Raw genomic sequence first — 14,709 nt, 5'->3', positions numbered from 1 at the left:
ATGACTAATGCTGTAACTGCAAGCCCAAGCCGTTGGGCACGATTCAAGAACTCTGACATCGTCTACTACTTCCTGCGGGACAAGGTAGCCATGTTCAGCTTTGCGGTGTTTGTGGTGTTCGTGCTGGCGGCGCTGCTGGCGCCCTGGCTCGCCCCGCACAACGTCTATGACCAGACCAGCTTTGATCTGATGGATGCCGAGTTGCCCCCCTCCTGGCTCGAAGGCGGCGAGGAGCGTTTCTGGCTTGGTACCGACAACCAAGGGCGGGATATCTGGAGCACCATCCTCTATGGCGCCCGTATCTCCCTCACCATCGGCCTGTTTGCGGTGGCGCTGCAGCTGGTGCTTGGTATCGTCATCGGTCTGATTGCCGGTTACTTCGGTGGTCGTATCGACAACCTGCTGATGCGCTTTGCCGATGTGCAGCTGTCGTTCTCCACCATGATGGTGGCGATCATCATCTCCGCTATCTTTCAGGCAACATTTGGCTCCGAGTTTTACTCGAAGTTTGCCATCATGATGCTGGTGGTGATCATCGGTATTGCAGAGTGGCCGCAGTATGCCCGTACCGTGCGCGCCTCTGTGCTGGCGGAGAAGAAGAAGGAGTATGTGGAAGCGGCCAAGGTGATGGGGTTCCGCGCACCGCGCATCATGTTCCGCCACATTCTGCCCAACTGTTTGTCGCCCATTCTGGTGATATCCACCGTGCAGGTGGCCAACGCCATCATGAGCGAAGCGGCGCTCTCCTTCCTCGGTCTGGGGATGCCGGTTGATCAGCCCTCGCTCGGTTCGCTTATCAGCGTCGGCTTCAACTACATCTTCTCCGGCTCCTGGTGGATAACCGCCTTCCCGGGCATCTGTCTGGTGGTGCTGGTGCTGGTCATCAACCTGCTGGGTGACTGGCTGCGGGATGTGTTTAACCCGAAGATTTACAAGGGTTAACTCCGGTCAGAAGTGAACATACAAGAAGGGCGCCATCAGGCGCCCTTCTTGTATGTTCTTTAACTAGCAGCAGGTCAGGCTTTCAGCCAGCTTTCGATGCTGCGCTGGATGCCTGCATCGTCCAGACCGAGCAGGGCATAGATCTCCTGCTGGGTACCCTGTTCGACGAAGCGATCTGGCAGACCGAGGTTGAGCACCGGCTTGCACTGTTTGCTGCGCATCAGCAACTCGTTCACCGCCGAACCGGCGCCACCCATGATGGCGTTGTCTTCCAGAGTGACGAACTGATCGTGGTTGGCTGCCAGCGACAGCACCAGTGCCTCATCCATCGGTTTGACAAAGCGCATATCCACCAAGGTGGCATCCAGCACTTCGGCGGCCGCTTTGGCGTGGTGCAGCAAGGTGCCAAACGCCAGAATGGCAGTGCCCTTGCCCTCTCGCAGGATTCGTCCCTTGCCGAGCTCCAGCGCCTGCATTTCTGACGAGATGGGGGCGTCGCTCAGGCTGCTGCCGCGCGGATAGCGCACTGCGACAGGGCCCTGATGGAGATAGCCGGTATAGAGCATCTGGCGGCACTCATTCTCGTCAGATGGCGTCATCACTACCATGTTGGGCACGGTGCGCAGGAAGCTGATGTCGAACGCCCCCTGATGGGTCGGGCCATCGGCGCCCACCAGACCGGCCCGGTCGATGGCGAACAGCACCGGCAGATCTTGCAGCGCTACGTCGTGGATCACCTGATCGTAGGCGCGCTGCAGGAAGCTCGAATAGATGGCCACCACCGGCTTCTTGTCGGCGATGGCAAGACCTGCGGCGAACGTGACCGCATGCTGCTCGGCAATGGCCACATCGAAGTAGCGATCCGGATATTGCTGGCTGAATTTCACCAGCCCGGAACCTTCGCGCATGGCGGGGGTGATGCCAACCAGCTTCTCGTCTTTGGCCGCCATGTCGCACAGCCACTGGCCAAAGATGGCGGAGAAGGTGGGTTTGGCACTGCTCGCCTTGGGCAGGGAACAATCGTCAGGATTGAACTTGGGCACGGCGTGATAACCGATGGGGTCTTTCTCCGCCGGCTCGTAACCCTTGCCCTTCTTGGTTTTGACGTGCAGCAGTTGCGGGCCCTTGAGGTTGCGCATGTTGCGCAGGGTCTCGACCAGTGCCTCGATATCGTGACCGTCGATGGGGCCGATATAGTTGAAGCCAAACTCCTCGAACAGGGTGCCGGGCACCACCATTCCCTTGAGGTGCTCTTCGGCCCGCTTGGCCAGCTCCTTGACCGGCGGCAGACCCGCCAGCACCTTCTTGCCGCCTTCGCGGATGGTGGTGTAGAGCTTGCCGGACATGACCCGGGCCAGATGGTTGTTGAGCGCCCCGACATTCTCGGAGATGGACATCTCGTTGTCGTTGAGGATCACCAGCATGTCCTTGTGCACATCGCCTGCGTGGTTGAGCGCTTCGAAGGCCATCCCTGCGGTAATGGCACCGTCACCGATCACTGCAACTACCTTGCGACCCAGCCCTTCATTCTCGGCGGCGACCGCCATGCCAAGCGCCGCACCGATGGAGGTGCTGGAGTGGCCGACGGAGAGCACGTCGTACTCGCTCTCGCCACGCCAGGGGAAGGGGTGCAGACCATCCTTCTGACGGATGGTGTGGATCTGATCACGGCGCCCGGTCAGGATCTTGTGGGGATAGGCCTGATGGCCCACGTCCCAGATCAACCGATCGAACGGGGTGTTGTAGACGTAGTGCAGGGCGACGGTCAGTTCGACCGTGCCGAGACCGGAGGCAAAGTGTCCGCTGGAGCGGCTGACAGAGCGCAGCAGATATTCGCGCAGCTCGTTGCACAGCACCGGCAGCCGATCTTTGGGCAAGGAACGCAGCTCGACCGGAGTGTCCGCGAGGGCCAGGTTGGGGAAATTGCTAATATCAACGCTCATATTGTTACTGTTATCCAGCGTTTAGTGGGTTCGCTCGATGATGTAATCGGCAAACGCTTCCAGAATGTCGGTATTGTAGGGCAAGGATTGCAGGGCTGTTAAGGCTTTCCCATGCAGTTCGCGAGCCAGCTCACGGGCATTTTCGAGTCCGAGCAGGGCCGGATAGGTACTTTTCTCCAGCGCCAGGTCAGAACCTTGCGGCTTGCCCAGGGTGGCGGTATCACCTGTGATGTCGAGGATGTCATCCTGCACCTGAAAGGCGAGGCCAATCGCGGCGGCATAGGTTTGCAGGGCGGCCAGCGTGGCGTCATCGACATCGGCTTTGCACAGGGCGCCGAGCGCCACGGCGCATTCAATCAGCGCACCGGTCTTGTGGCGGTGTATCTGCTCCAGTTCGGCAAGCGTGATCTGGCGCCCTTCGGCCTGCAGATCCAGCGCCTGACCGCCACACATACCCAGATAGCCGGAGGCGCGGGCGAGGGTACTCAGCATCCGCACCCGGTTGGCCATCAAGGAGTCGGGCATGGGGTGATCGGCCAGAATGGAGAACGCCAGGGTCTGCAGCGCATCACCGGCCAGAATGGCGGTTCCTTCGTCAAACGCCTTGTGAACGGTTGGCTGACCACGACGCAAGTCGTCGTTATCCATGGCGGGCAGGTCATCGTGCAGCAGGGAGTAGGCGTGGATGCACTCCACGGCAGCCGCGGGGCCATCCAGCAGTTCGCTCTTGACGCCCAGCATCTCGCCGACCGCGTAGACCAGAAACGGGCGAACCCGCTTGCCGCCCAGCAGCAGGCCATAACTCATGGCATCGCGCAGGCGTGGCGCCATGGCGGGCAAGGATTCAAGTTGTGCTGACAGACAGTCGTCAATACGCTGACGATGCAGACGGGAAAAATGGTCCAGCGCCACTCACTCCTCTCCTTGTTCTGGCTGGAAGGGGGCGAGCTGGTCACTGCCATCGGCTTGACTGAGCAGGATCTGGATCTTCTGTTCGGCCAGTTCCAGCTTCTGCTGACCGGCCCGTACCAGATGAACGCCCTGCTCGAACTGCTTGAGTGCCTCTTCCAGGGGTAGGGAACCTTGTTCCAGCTGATGAACGATGGTTTCCAGCTCTTCCAGAGTGGCATCAAAACTCAGACGGTCGATTTTTTTACTGGCCATGTCCATCCTCGGGGATTGAAAAAAACGGCTTATATTAACATCGACCGTCCACAGGGGGGAGGCAGAAAAGCATTGCCCTCTCAAACTCTCGCTAAACTGGCCGATAATGAGCCATCATTCTCAGTGGATGCATGCTTGCCGCATGGGTCGCAATAGCAGAAAATTCAACAGACTATAAATAGACATAAGAACCGGTGACAGGAGTAGGGACGTGGATCTAGGCAGTCTGATAGGGATAGTGCTGGGTTTCGGGGTGGTGGTGTACGGCATGCTGCTGGGTGGCCCCATGAGCATGTATGTTGATATGCCATCGGTCTACATCACTGTATTGGGCTCAATCTTCATCGCCATGATGAAGTTCAACCTTGGCCAGTTCCTGATGGCATTCAAGGTGGCGGGCAAAGCCTTTATGTACAAGGGCGACAAGCTTGAAGACCTGATTACCAAAGCCGTTGAACTGGCTGACGCGGCTCGCAAAGGTGGCTTTCTTGCGCTGGAGGCCGCAGAGATCCCCAATGCATTTATGAAAAAAGGGATCGACATGCTGGTGGATGGTCACGATGCCGAAGTGGTGCGTGCCGTGATGGAAAAGGATATCGACCTGACAGCCGAGCGCCATGTCATTGCCATCAAGGTCTTCCGTACCCTTGGGGATCTGGGCCCAGCCATGGGGATGATAGGTACGTTGGTGGGTCTGGTGGCCATGTTGGCCAACATGAGTGACCCCAAGTCGATCGGGCCGGCGATGGCGGTGGCCTTGCTGACCACCCTATACGGTGCGATAGAGGCCAATATGTTGGCGATCCCGATTGCCGACAAGCTGGAGCTGCGCAGCGGGGAGGAGAAGCTCAGTCGTACCTTGATCCTTGATGCCATTATGGGGATTCAGGATGGCCAGAACCCGCGGGTGATCCAGTCCATGCTGCAAAACTATCTGAACCAGTCCAAACGTAATACTGGCACCGAATAGGGGGCGCTATGTCTGATTGCAAGTGCCCACCACCAGGTCTTCCTGGTTACATGGGAACCTTTGCCGACCTGATGTCACTGCTGATGTGCTTCTTCGTGCTATTGCTCTCCTTTGCCGAGATGGATGTGCAGAAGTTCAAGCAGATAGCCGGTTCCATGGACAAGGCATTCGGGGTACAGAACATCCTTGAGGTGAAAGATATTCCCAAGGGAACCTCGGTGATTGCCCAGGAGTTCAGGCCCGGTCGCCCGGAACCCACGCCGATTGATACCGTGATGCAGCAGACCATCGATCTGACCCAGACCGAACTGGAGTTTCTGCCCGGCGAGTCGGATCAGGCCGGTGGTCAGGACAAGAGTGATGGCAAACAGACGGGGGGCGATACCGCGCAGGATGCGAAGAAGGCGCAAGAACAGTCCAATACCCTGGCCAAAGCACTCGCCGAACAGATGAAAGATCAGATCCAGGATGGCGCTATCGAAATTGAGGCGCTGGGCCAGCAGATCATCATCCGGATCAGGGAAAAAGCATCTTTCCCGGCCGGTTCGGCATTTCTGCAGCCACAGTTCTGGCCGGTCATTCGCAAGGTAGCGACCCTGCTCAAGGATGTGCCGGGTGAAATCACCATCTCCGGTCACACCGACAACGTGGCGACCGAAGATGAGCTGTTCCAGTCCAACTGGGAGCTGTCGTCGCAACGGGCGGTTGCGGTGGCGCACCAGATGCTGAAGGTCCCCGGTTTTGATCAGGGGCGACTGGTGGTGCAGGGGATGGCGGACTCCCAACCATTGGTGCCCAATACGACCCCGGAAAATCGTCGGATGAACCGGCGGGTGGAGATCGCCATCATGCAGGGCAAACCGACTGTTTCGGCCCCCATTTCCGTACCGGAAGGGAAGTAAGTGAAGGGAATGTCGATGACGCAAGTGGGATCTGCATCAGGGGGCTGACGTGGATTTTGTGTTGGCTTCATATTAAGATGCCTCATCCGAACCGATTGCTGCGGCCTCCTTGCAGATGGCCGCAGTTTCTATTTTCAAGCAACCCAGGTTTCGACTATGAATCATACTCCGATGACTGTTCGCGGCGCTGAGAAGCTGCGCGAAGAGCTCGATTATCTCAAGACCGAGCTTCGTCCCCAGATTATCGAAGCGATTGCCGATGCCCGTGAGCACGGTGATCTGAAGGAAAACGCCGAATACCATGCCGCTCGCGAGCAGCAGGGGTTCTGTGAAGGCCGCATTCAGGAGATTGAAGCCAAGCTCTCCAATGCGCAGGTGATCGATGTCACCAAGATGACCAACAACGGCCGCGTTATTTTTGGCGCGACTGTGACTCTGCTCAAGAGCGAGACAGAGGAAGAGGTGGTTTACCGCATCGTGGGTGACGATGAGGCTGATATCAAACAGAACCTCATCTCTGTCAACTCCCCCATTGCCCGCGCCCTGATTGGCAAGGAAGTGGACGATGTCGCTATCGTCAAGACGCCGGGCGGTGATGTGGAATACGAAGTACTGGAAGTCGCTTATATCTAAGCGAATGCTACAGACGATGAAACAGGGGGGCTGGCGCTCCCCTGTTTGTCTTTATCTATATGATTATTGATAAAAATCAGGACAGATACGCCTCGGTAAAGGCGTCCTGATGACGCTGAAACAACCAGTGGCGCAGCCGTTCGATGTTGCTCTCGCTCATTTGAAAGCTCAGTGCCCAGGTGGCATGGTCGGCATTGGCTTTAATGCGCCTAACCAGTCGTCCCTGTAGTGGAAGAGGGGGCTCTTGCTCGATGCAGAGCTCGCCGTTGATGGGGGTATCGGCCACCATGTCGATTGGCAAATTTTCCACGATGAGGCCGTTGAGGGAGAGGCTGAGTACCTGAAACAGGCCCAGCTCGCTGCATAGCTTGGCTTTTTGGGTAAGACGCCAGGCGCGCGGTTGCGCAAACCCCAGTTCCCTGATGACCGGTGCAGATAAGCGGGGCTCGACGAAGCCATCTTCCCCTTGGGTAAAGCTCAGAGGAAAACGCAGCTGATGGCCTGCGAAGCGGGCTTCGAGTACGAGGTGTTCGGCTTTTTGCAGCAAGCCAAGCATGGGGGCATCGAGGTGACCACTCAGAACATGGGTGTCCTGATTGCTCCCCAAGTCCCGCAGCATGGCCAGCTCATCGTCGGTCAGAATAGGAGGGTGAGCCATAATGCGTGTCCGGAAGTATTCATCGCAGGTTAAGGGCTTTGCGACTACTTTGGCAAGCGACTCGGGAAGAAGTGGAATAAGGAAAGAGCGATGCTCTTTCCTTTTACTTGCGGGGCAGCTGGATTTTGGGTTCGTTGGCTTGACGATAAATGGTCAGCACATGACCCATGCTTTGCACCTTGATTGAACCGGTTTCACGGACGATAGCATCCATAACCAGTTGTTTCATTTCGCGATCTTCAGAGGCAACCTTAACCTTGATCAGCTCGTGATGGTTCAGCGCCAGATCGATCTCGGCCAGTACACCTTCGGTCAGACCATGCTGACCCAGCAGGACGACAGGCTTGAGGCTATGGGCAAGGCCCTTGAGGTACTGTTTCTGTTTATTGTTGAGAATCATCGCAATTTCTTCATAAGTCAGGGTTGAAAGGGGCGTATTCTACCCCCACTTAGCCCTTAATACTAATAACCCTTGTGGTTTTTTAAAGTCGATTATCATGACCCAGAAAAAACGTTCCCCCAGTTCAACTCGCTGGTTAAAAGAACATTTCGACGATCAATACGTCAAAAAAGCCCAGAAAATGGGCCTGCGTTCTCGTGCTGTTTTCAAGATTGACGAGATCCAGGGCAAGGATCGCTTGCTGAAACATGGCATGACAGTAGTGGATTTGGGAGCTGCCCCCGGTGGTTGGTCCCAGTTTGCGGTTGAACAGGTTGGTGATTCGGGTCGTGTCATCGCATGTGACATTTTGCCGATGGATCCCATTGCTGGTGTCGATTTCCTGCAAGGGGACTTTCGGGAGGAAACTGTACTCGGCGCTTTGCTGGAGCGAGTGGGTCCCGAAAAGGTCGATGTCGTGATGTCTGATATGGCGCCCAACATGAGCGGTACCCAGCAGGTGGATCAGGCTCGCGCCATGTATCTGGTCGAGCTGGCGCTGGACATGTGCAATCAGGTATTGCGTAGTGACGGCAGTTTCGTAGTAAAGGTGTTTCAGGGTGAGGGCTTTGATGCCTATCTCAATGAAATTCGTAAACTTTTCTCCGCTGTCAAAATTCGTAAACCAGACTCATCCCGCGCCAGATCACGGGAAGTCTACATTGTGGCTACCGGTTTTAAACTGTAGTACCCTAACCTTCATCGTTAACTGTCAGTCTGCGAGGTTACTGATTTGAGTGACATGGCGAAAAACTTAATCCTGTGGCTGGTCATCGCCGTCGTTTTGATGTCGGTGTTCAATAGCTTCAGCCCCAGCGATACCACCAGTCGCCAGCTGGACTATTCCAGCTTCGTTAAAGAGGTGACCCAAGAGCAGATCCGTGAAGTGCGGATGGACGGTAAGGTCATTAATGGCGTCAAGCGTACTGGTGAACGATTCACCACCATCATACCTGCGCCGGATCCCCAGCTGCTCAACGACATGCTCAATCACAATGTCAAAGTGATGGGCGAGAAGCCGGAAGAGCCGTCTCTGTTGACCTCTATCTTCATCTCCTGGTTCCCGATGCTGCTGCTGATCGGTGTCTGGGTCTTCTTCATGCGTCAGATGCAGGGCGGCGGTGGCAAAGGTGCCATGTCGTTCGGCAAGAGCAAGGCTCGCCTGATGAGCGAAGATCAGATCAAGACTACCTTTGCTGATGTTGCAGGTTGCGATGAGGCCAAGGAAGAGGTGAAGGAGCTGGTCGACTATCTGCGCGACCCGAGCAAATTCCAGAAACTGGGTGGCAAGATCCCGACCGGTGTGCTGCTGGTTGGTCCTCCCGGTACCGGTAAGACCTTGCTGGCCAAGGCTATTGCGGGCGAGGCCAAAGTGCCGTTCTTCACCATCTCCGGTTCCGATTTCGTGGAGATGTTCGTCGGTGTCGGTGCCTCCCGGGTGCGTGACATGTTCGAACAGGCCAAGAAATCCTCCCCCTGCATCATCTTCATTGATGAAATTGATGCGGTCGGTCGCCAGCGTGGCGCCGGTCTGGGTGGTGGTCACGATGAACGTGAGCAGACTCTTAACCAGATGCTGGTCGAGATGGATGGTTTTGAAGGCAATGAAGGCATCATCGTCATCGCAGCCACCAACCGTCCTGACGTACTGGATCCGGCACTGCTGCGTCCGGGCCGTTTCGACCGTCAGGTTGTGGTCGGTCTGCCGGATGTCCGTGGTCGCGAGCAGATCCTGAAAGTGCACATGCGCAAAGTTCCGTTGGCGGATGATGTCAATCCGGCGCTGATTGCCCGTGGTACCCCCGGTTTCTCCGGTGCGGATTTGGCCAACCTGGTCAACGAAGCAGCCCTCTTCTCTGCCCGCGAGAGCCGCCGAGTGGTCTCCATGGCCGAGTTCGAGAAGGCCAAGGACAAGATCATGATGGGTGCGGAACGCCGCTCCATGGTGATGAAAGAGTCCGAAAAAGAGATGACTGCGTATCATGAAGCTGGTCACGCCATCATTGGTCGTCTCGTTCCTGACCATGACCCGGTTTACAAGGTCTCTATCATTCCGCGCGGTCGTGCGCTGGGTGTGACCATGTATCTGCCGGAGCAGGATCGCTGGAGCCACTCCAAGCAGCATCTGGAGTCAATGATTTCCAGCCTGTATGGCGGTCGCCTGGCAGAAGAGCTGATCTATGGTGCCGAGAAGGTTTCTACTGGCGCTTCCAACGACATCGAGCGAGCGACCGACATCGCCCGCAAGATGGTGACCCAGTGGGGTATGTCCGAGCGTCTCGGCCCAATGCTCTACGCGGAAGAAGATGGCGAGGTGTTCCTCGGTCGCAGCATGGCCAAGGCCAAGCATATGTCCGACGATACCGCTCGCGTGATCGATGCCGAGGTCAAGCAGGTCATCGACCGCAACTACGCCCGTTCCAAGCAGATCCTGCTGGATAACATGGACGTGTTGCACAGCATGAAAGATGCGCTGATGAAGTACGAGACCATTGACGCCAAACAGATCGATGATCTGATGGCGCGTCGCGAGGTACGTGCTCCGAGCAACTGGCATGACGAGCACGGTGATACCCCGCAAGGCGGTTCCACTGTGGCTGCCGAGGCCAAGCCTGCCGATGAGGCTGCACCGGTGGCGGATGTCACTATCGACAAAGCCAACGACGTGCCGGCCAAATAATCGTGACTCTCCAAACCCCGGGCTTGCCCGGGGTTTTTCTTTATCAGATGGACATGAAAATGCAGTTAACCAGCAAGGGGCTCAGCCTCTCCCTCGATCGTCCCCATGTGATGGGGATCCTCAATGTGACGCCCGACTCATTCTCCGATGGCGGTAATTTCAACCAGTTTGAACGGGCAATGGCCCATGCGCGCCAGATGGTCTCTGACGGTGCGACCCTCATCGACATCGGTGGCGAGTCAACCCGCCCTGGTGCGCCCGATGTGAGCGAGCAAGAGGAGCTGGACAGGGTCATTCCTGTCGTAGAGCAGATGGCCCGTGAGCTGGATGTGATGATCTCACTCGATACCTCCAAAGCGGCTGTGATGCGGGAGGGTTGCAAGGCGGGTGCCCATCTGATCAACGATGTGCGGGCACTGCAAGAACCTGGAGCACTGCAAGCCGCGGCCGAAGCTCGGGTTCCGGTCTGTCTGATGCATATGCAGGGGCAGCCGAGAACCATGCAGGTCGAGCCGCACTATGAGGACCTGATCGGGGAGGTTCGCGCCTTCTTTGATGAGCGTATTGCGGCTTGTCTGGCGGTCGGGATCCGTCGTGAAGAGCTGTTGCTGGATCCGGGATATGGCTTTGGCAAAACCCTTGCACACAACTATCAGCTGTTGGCGGCTCAAAAGGAACTGCTTGATTATGGCTTGCCGCTATTGGTGGGGATGTCGCGAAAGTCTATGATAGGCAACCTGCTGGGCCGTCCGGTGGATGAGCGTCTGGCGGGCAGTCTGGCATGCGCCCTTATCGGCATGCAGCATGGGGCCCGCATCATCAGGGTACACGATGTACGGGAGACCATGGACGCATTGCGCGTCGGTTGGCTGGCAATGACGGGACAAGATTTTATTTCCAGATAATAAAGAGAACAGACAATGGCAAGAAAGTATTTCGGTACCGATGGGGTACGCGGCAAGGTTGGCGAATACCCGATCACCCCTGATTTTGTAATGAAATTGGGTTGGGCTGCCGGCAAGGTGCTCTCCAAGAAGGGCACCAAAAAGGTGCTGATTGGCAAAGATACCCGCATCTCCGGTTACATGCTGGAATCCGCGCTGGAAGCGGGGCTCTCCGCAGCAGGCCTTAAAGCCATTCTGATGGGGCCCATGCCCACGCCGGCGGTTGCCTACCTGACTCGCACTTTCCGTGCCGAAGCTGGCATCGTCATCAGCGCTTCCCACAACCCCTTCTACGACAACGGCATCAAGTTCTTCTCCGCCGATGGCACCAAGCTGCCCGATGATGTCGAGCTGGCTATCGAAGCCGAGCTGGATCACGAGCTCAAGTGTGTCGAGTCGGCCGAACTTGGCAAAGCGGTGCGCATTGATGATGCAGCCGGTCGCTATATCGAATTTTGCAAGAGCACCTTCCCCTCCCACATGAATCTGGATGGGGTGAAAATGGTGGTCGACTGTGGCCACGGCGCCACTTACCACATTGCGCCTTCGGTTTTCCGCGAGCTGGGCGCTGAAGTGATCACCATGGGCTGTGCCCCGGATGGTCTCAATATCAACGATGGTGTCGGTTCGACTGCGCCTGACGCTCTGGTTGCCAAGGTACTGGAGTGCAAGGCCGATCTGGGGGTTGCCTTTGATGGTGACGGCGACCGTCTGATCATGGTTGACCATACCGGCTATCTCATCGACGGTGATGAAGTGCTCTATATCATCGCGCGCGATGCCCTGCGCAATGGTCGCCTCAAAGGCGGTGTCGTCGGCACCCTGATGGCCAACATGGGTCTGGAGCTGGCGCTGCAAACCCTGGGCATTCCGTTTGCCCGTGCCAAGGTGGGTGACCGCTATGTGCTGGAGATGATGGAAGAGAAGGGCTGGCGTATCGGTGGCGAGAACTCCGGCCACATTATCTGTCTGGATCAAACCACTACGGGTGATGGCATCGTGGCCGCTTTGCAGGTACTTACCGCCATGCGCAGTGCCGAGATGCCGCTGGCCAAGCTGCGCTCCGGCATGAGCAAGTTCCCGCAGGTGCTGGTGAATGTTCGTTTTGCCGAAGGCAAGGATCCGCTGGCCGCTGATGCTGTCATGGCTGAGGTTGCCAAGGTGGAACAGGAGCTGGCTGGCCGTGGTCGCGTACTGTTGCGTAAATCAGGTACCGAACCGCTGATCCGGGTCATGGTCGAAGGGGAGCATGAACAGCAGGTGCGTGACATGGCTCAGCGCATCGCCAAGCAGGTTGAATCGGCGTTTTAATGAACAACCAGGGCGACTTTTTAGCCGCCCTGGTTGTATCTTGTTCAAACGATTCAAAAATTTAAAAATAGCACTTGTCAGCTGAACATCCTCTGGATATTATCAGCCCCGCTTTCGCAAGGGAGTTGCCGATGGGACATCGCAAGCCGTTTGTAGCAGCCAACTGGAAGTTGCACGGTAGTAGGTCGCAGTTAGAGCAGTTTACGAGTCAGTGCCTAAACGGTGTTGACGGAAAAGTAGATGTGGTTCTCTGTCCTTCCCATGTACATCTCGACTTTAGTGCTTCACTGCTCAATGAGCAGAAGGTAATAAAGTTGGGGGCTCAGAATGTGAGTCAGCACGCTACTGGCGCTTACACTGGAGAAGTCTCGTGTCAGATGCTGGTTGAGGCAGGGTGTCGTTACGTATTGGTAGGGCACTCCGAGCGCAGGCGTCTCTTTGGTGAGACCAGTTTTATCGTCGCAGAGAAGTTTGCGGCAGCCAGAGCGGCAGGCTTGATTCCCATCCTCTGTTTAGGTGAATCAGGTGCGGCGAGGCAGGCGAGAAGAGCCTTTGAGGTGATCGCTGAAGAGCTGGATATCGTCATAGAGAAAAATGGCGCGATGGCTTTCGATAATGCTATCATCGCCTACGAGCCGATTTGGGCTGTAGGTACAGGTAAATGCGCCACACCCGAGCAGGCACAAGAGGTTCATTCCTTTATACGTGGTCGCTTGGCGGAGGATACTCCGGTAATAGGTGAGAAAGTTAGAATCATCTATGGTGGGAGCGTAACGCCAAGCAACGCGAGAGATTTGTTTGCACAGCCCGACATTGATGGCGGACTGATTGGCGGAGCAAGCCTCGATAGCGATGCGTTTTTAGGAATTGTTGAAGCGGCAAAGGGTGCAAGTTAAATGTACGAGATTCTTTTAGTCGTTTATCTGCTGGTTTCACTGGCCCTGATTGGTCTTGTGATGATTCAGCAAGGTAAAGGGGCTGATATGGGCGCCTCCTTCGGCGCAGGGGCATCGAACACAGTATTCGGCTCCGGTGGTTCAGGCAGTTTCCTGACCCGAACAACAGCAATTTTGGCTACTCTTTTTTTCGTTATCAGCTTGGTGCTCGGATCTATGTCCAGCAACAAGGTCAAGCAGGGTAGTGAGTGGGAAAATCTGCAACAAACCCAACAGGTTGAGCAGACCAAAGCGCCAGTGAAGAAAGATACTGACGTTCCCGAGTAAGAGTTTTGCCGTGGTGGTGGAATTGGTAGACACGCTATCTTGAGGGGGTAGTGCTCTAGGGTGTGCGGGTTCGAGTCCCGCCCACGGCACCAATTAAGCAGTGAGCTCGGGAAACCGAGTGTATTATAGCCAGTCAGTCTTGTATCGAGAGAGTGAAGTGGCTATAATCTCGCACGATTTCGGACGCGGGGTGGAGCAGCATGGTAGCTCGTCGGGCTCATAACCCGAAGGTCGTCGGTTCAAATCCGGCCCCCGCAACCAAATTTCACGCATTTCCTACGCTCAGGAAGGCGGTCGCTGCGAGGCGACAATCAGGGTAAAGCGCCAAGCCCCGATTTGACATCGGGGCTTTTTGTTATGTGCAATTTACTCTGAATCGATATCTATCTGGGCTTTATGCCCTTTTTTTGTTTTTCGGAGGGTGACTTTGGCTACGTTGGAACAACGTTTGACCGATCTGCTCGAGGCTCCGGTCGTTGCCTTGGGTTTTGAACTTTGGGGTATTGAGTTTATCCGTGCGGGTAAACACTCCACCTTGCGTGTCTATATCGACGGCGAGCAGGGTGTGACTGTCGAGAACTGTGCTGAGGTCAGCCATCAGGTTGGCGCCATCATGGACGTCGAAGATCCCATCACCGAGGAGTACTACCTCGAGGTGTCCTCCCCAGGCCTGGATCGTCCCCTGTTCAAGGTTGCCCATTTCGAAAAATACGTTGGCCAAGAGGCGGCGGTAACGCTTCGGATGGCAACAAACAACCGCCGCAAGTTCAAAGGCGTAATCAAAGCTGTGCAAGGCGACATGATCACCCTGACAGTAGATGGTAAGGACGACGTGTTGGCTTTCACCAATATCCAAAAAGCGAACATAGTGCCGAACTTTGGTTAACGAGGCTATCGGAT

At 56.2% G+C, this 14,709-nt stretch carries 16 protein-coding genes and 2 tRNA genes; 13 read left to right on the top strand and 5 right to left on the bottom strand.

Going from position 1 to position 14,709, the window contains the following annotated elements; translation table 11 throughout:
* The gene (locus AACR14_RS09170; protein WP_019445927.1) at nt 1-942 is read left to right on the top strand and encodes an ABC transporter permease; all 942 of its coding nucleotides are present in this window, start codon (nt 1-3) and stop codon (nt 940-942) included.
* Nucleotides 943-1,016: 74 nt separating this feature from the next.
* Here the strand turns inward: AACR14_RS09170 and dxs are convergent, their stop codons facing one another.
* Genes dxs through xseB form a run of 3 tightly spaced genes read right to left on the bottom strand, consistent with a single transcriptional unit; the run spans nt 1,017 to nt 4,049 of the window.
* Nucleotides 1,017-2,885, bottom strand: a complete 1,869-nt coding sequence (dxs, locus tag AACR14_RS09165) for a 1-deoxy-D-xylulose-5-phosphate synthase (protein ID WP_019445926.1) — start codon at nt 2,883-2,885, stop codon at nt 1,017-1,019.
* A 21-nt stretch (nt 2,886-2,906) separates the two neighbouring features.
* Nucleotides 2,907-3,797, bottom strand: coding sequence for a (2E,6E)-farnesyl diphosphate synthase (gene ispA, locus AACR14_RS09160; protein ID WP_019445925.1), 891 nt, complete (start codon nt 3,795-3,797; stop codon nt 2,907-2,909).
* A complete protein-coding gene (xseB, locus tag AACR14_RS09155; RefSeq protein ID WP_005338838.1) occupies nt 3,798-4,049 on the bottom strand; it encodes an exodeoxyribonuclease VII small subunit in 252 nt (83 codons plus the stop codon).
* A gap of 211 nt (nt 4,050-4,260) precedes the next feature.
* Here xseB and pomA point away from each other — a divergent pair, with 211 nt between their 5' ends.
* The 3 genes from pomA (at nt 4,261) to greA (ending at nt 6,554) form a co-directional block, all read left to right on the top strand.
* Complete coding sequence (gene pomA, locus AACR14_RS09150) at nt 4,261-5,019, top strand: flagellar motor protein PomA (protein WP_005349525.1); 759 nt, start codon at nt 4,261-4,263, stop codon at nt 5,017-5,019.
* Between the two features lie 8 nt (nt 5,020-5,027).
* The gene (locus tag AACR14_RS09145) at nt 5,028-5,921 is read left to right on the top strand and encodes a flagellar motor protein MotB (protein WP_005349528.1); all 894 of its coding nucleotides are present in this window, start codon (nt 5,028-5,030) and stop codon (nt 5,919-5,921) included.
* A 156-nt stretch (nt 5,922-6,077) separates the two neighbouring features.
* Nucleotides 6,078-6,554, top strand: coding sequence for a transcription elongation factor GreA (greA, locus tag AACR14_RS09140; RefSeq protein WP_005338833.1), 477 nt, complete (start codon nt 6,078-6,080; stop codon nt 6,552-6,554).
* Nucleotides 6,555-6,630: 76 nt separating this feature from the next.
* Here greA and AACR14_RS09135 read toward each other — a convergent pair whose 3' ends face one another.
* Both AACR14_RS09135 and yhbY read right to left on the bottom strand, forming a co-directional pair.
* On the bottom strand, nt 6,631-7,212 hold the full coding sequence (locus AACR14_RS09135) for a hypothetical protein (RefSeq protein WP_019445924.1): 582 nt from the start codon (nt 7,210-7,212) through the stop codon (nt 6,631-6,633).
* Between the two features lie 103 nt (nt 7,213-7,315).
* Complete coding sequence (yhbY, locus tag AACR14_RS09130) at nt 7,316-7,612, bottom strand: ribosome assembly RNA-binding protein YhbY (RefSeq protein ID WP_005338829.1); 297 nt, start codon at nt 7,610-7,612, stop codon at nt 7,316-7,318.
* 97 nt (nt 7,613-7,709) lie between these two features.
* Between yhbY and rlmE the strand changes: the two genes are divergently transcribed.
* From rlmE to rimP, 9 genes are all read left to right on the top strand, one after another.
* Nucleotides 7,710-8,339: a 23S rRNA (uridine(2552)-2'-O)-methyltransferase RlmE gene (gene rlmE, locus AACR14_RS09125; RefSeq protein ID WP_019445923.1), complete on the top strand. Its 630-nt coding sequence runs from the start codon at nt 7,710-7,712 to the stop codon at nt 8,337-8,339.
* A gap of 45 nt (nt 8,340-8,384) precedes the next feature.
* Nucleotides 8,385-10,331 (top strand): ATP-dependent zinc metalloprotease FtsH, encoded by a 1,947-nt coding sequence (gene ftsH, locus AACR14_RS09120; RefSeq protein WP_019445922.1) that lies wholly within the window; start codon nt 8,385-8,387, stop codon nt 10,329-10,331.
* A gap of 59 nt (nt 10,332-10,390) precedes the next feature.
* On the top strand, nt 10,391-11,236 hold the full coding sequence (folP, locus tag AACR14_RS09115) for a dihydropteroate synthase (protein ID WP_019445921.1): 846 nt from the start codon (nt 10,391-10,393) through the stop codon (nt 11,234-11,236).
* A gap of 15 nt (nt 11,237-11,251) precedes the next feature.
* Nucleotides 11,252-12,586 (top strand): phosphoglucosamine mutase, encoded by a 1,335-nt coding sequence (gene glmM / locus AACR14_RS09110; protein WP_005338823.1) that lies wholly within the window; start codon nt 11,252-11,254, stop codon nt 12,584-12,586.
* Between the two features lie 131 nt (nt 12,587-12,717).
* Complete coding sequence (gene tpiA / locus AACR14_RS09105; protein WP_019445920.1) at nt 12,718-13,482, top strand: triose-phosphate isomerase; 765 nt, start codon at nt 12,718-12,720, stop codon at nt 13,480-13,482.
* Nucleotides 13,483-13,809, top strand: coding sequence for a preprotein translocase subunit SecG (gene secG / locus AACR14_RS09100; RefSeq protein ID WP_005338811.1), 327 nt, complete (start codon nt 13,483-13,485; stop codon nt 13,807-13,809).
* A 7-nt stretch (nt 13,810-13,816) separates the two neighbouring features.
* Nucleotides 13,817-13,901, top strand: a tRNA-Leu gene (locus AACR14_RS09095).
* 92 nt (nt 13,902-13,993) lie between these two features.
* Nucleotides 13,994-14,070, top strand: a tRNA-Met gene (locus tag AACR14_RS09090).
* 166 nt (nt 14,071-14,236) lie between these two features.
* Entirely contained in the window at nt 14,237-14,695 is a 459-nt protein-coding gene (gene rimP, locus AACR14_RS09085; protein ID WP_005338809.1) for a ribosome maturation factor RimP, read from the top strand.
* Nucleotides 14,696-14,709: the final 14 nt, after the last annotated feature.

Origin of the sequence: Aeromonas sp. 159 (assembly GCF_963862045.1) — a bacterium.
GTDB lineage: Bacteria > Pseudomonadota > Gammaproteobacteria > Enterobacterales > Aeromonadaceae > Aeromonas > Aeromonas veronii.
This window is presented reverse-complemented; position numbering and strand designations above follow the sequence as displayed.

Excerpts from the sequence above, each read along its gene's own strand:
- AACR14_RS09170 (WP_019445927.1), top strand. The coding sequence starts at position 1 with ATGACTAATGCTGTAACTGCAAGCCCAAGCCGTTGGGCACGATTCAAG.
- dxs (WP_019445926.1), bottom strand. The coding sequence starts at position 2,885 with ATGAGCGTTGATATTAGCAATTTCCCCAACCTGGCCCTCGCGGACACT.
- xseB (WP_005338838.1), bottom strand. The coding sequence starts at position 4,049 with ATGGCCAGTAAAAAAATCGACCGTCTGAGTTTTGATGCCACTCTGGAA.
- AACR14_RS09145 (WP_005349528.1), top strand. The coding sequence starts at position 5,028 with ATGTCTGATTGCAAGTGCCCACCACCAGGTCTTCCTGGTTACATGGGA.
- greA (WP_005338833.1), top strand. The coding sequence starts at position 6,078 with ATGAATCATACTCCGATGACTGTTCGCGGCGCTGAGAAGCTGCGCGAA.
- AACR14_RS09135 (WP_019445924.1), bottom strand. The coding sequence starts at position 7,212 with ATGGCTCACCCTCCTATTCTGACCGACGATGAGCTGGCCATGCTGCGG.
- yhbY (WP_005338829.1), bottom strand. The coding sequence starts at position 7,612 with ATGATTCTCAACAATAAACAGAAACAGTACCTCAAGGGCCTTGCCCAT.
- rlmE (WP_019445923.1), top strand. The coding sequence starts at position 7,710 with ATGACCCAGAAAAAACGTTCCCCCAGTTCAACTCGCTGGTTAAAAGAA.
- folP (WP_019445921.1), top strand. The coding sequence starts at position 10,391 with ATGCAGTTAACCAGCAAGGGGCTCAGCCTCTCCCTCGATCGTCCCCAT.
- glmM (WP_005338823.1), top strand. The coding sequence starts at position 11,252 with ATGGCAAGAAAGTATTTCGGTACCGATGGGGTACGCGGCAAGGTTGGC.
- tpiA (WP_019445920.1), top strand. The coding sequence starts at position 12,718 with ATGGGACATCGCAAGCCGTTTGTAGCAGCCAACTGGAAGTTGCACGGT.
- secG (WP_005338811.1), top strand. The coding sequence starts at position 13,483 with ATGTACGAGATTCTTTTAGTCGTTTATCTGCTGGTTTCACTGGCCCTG.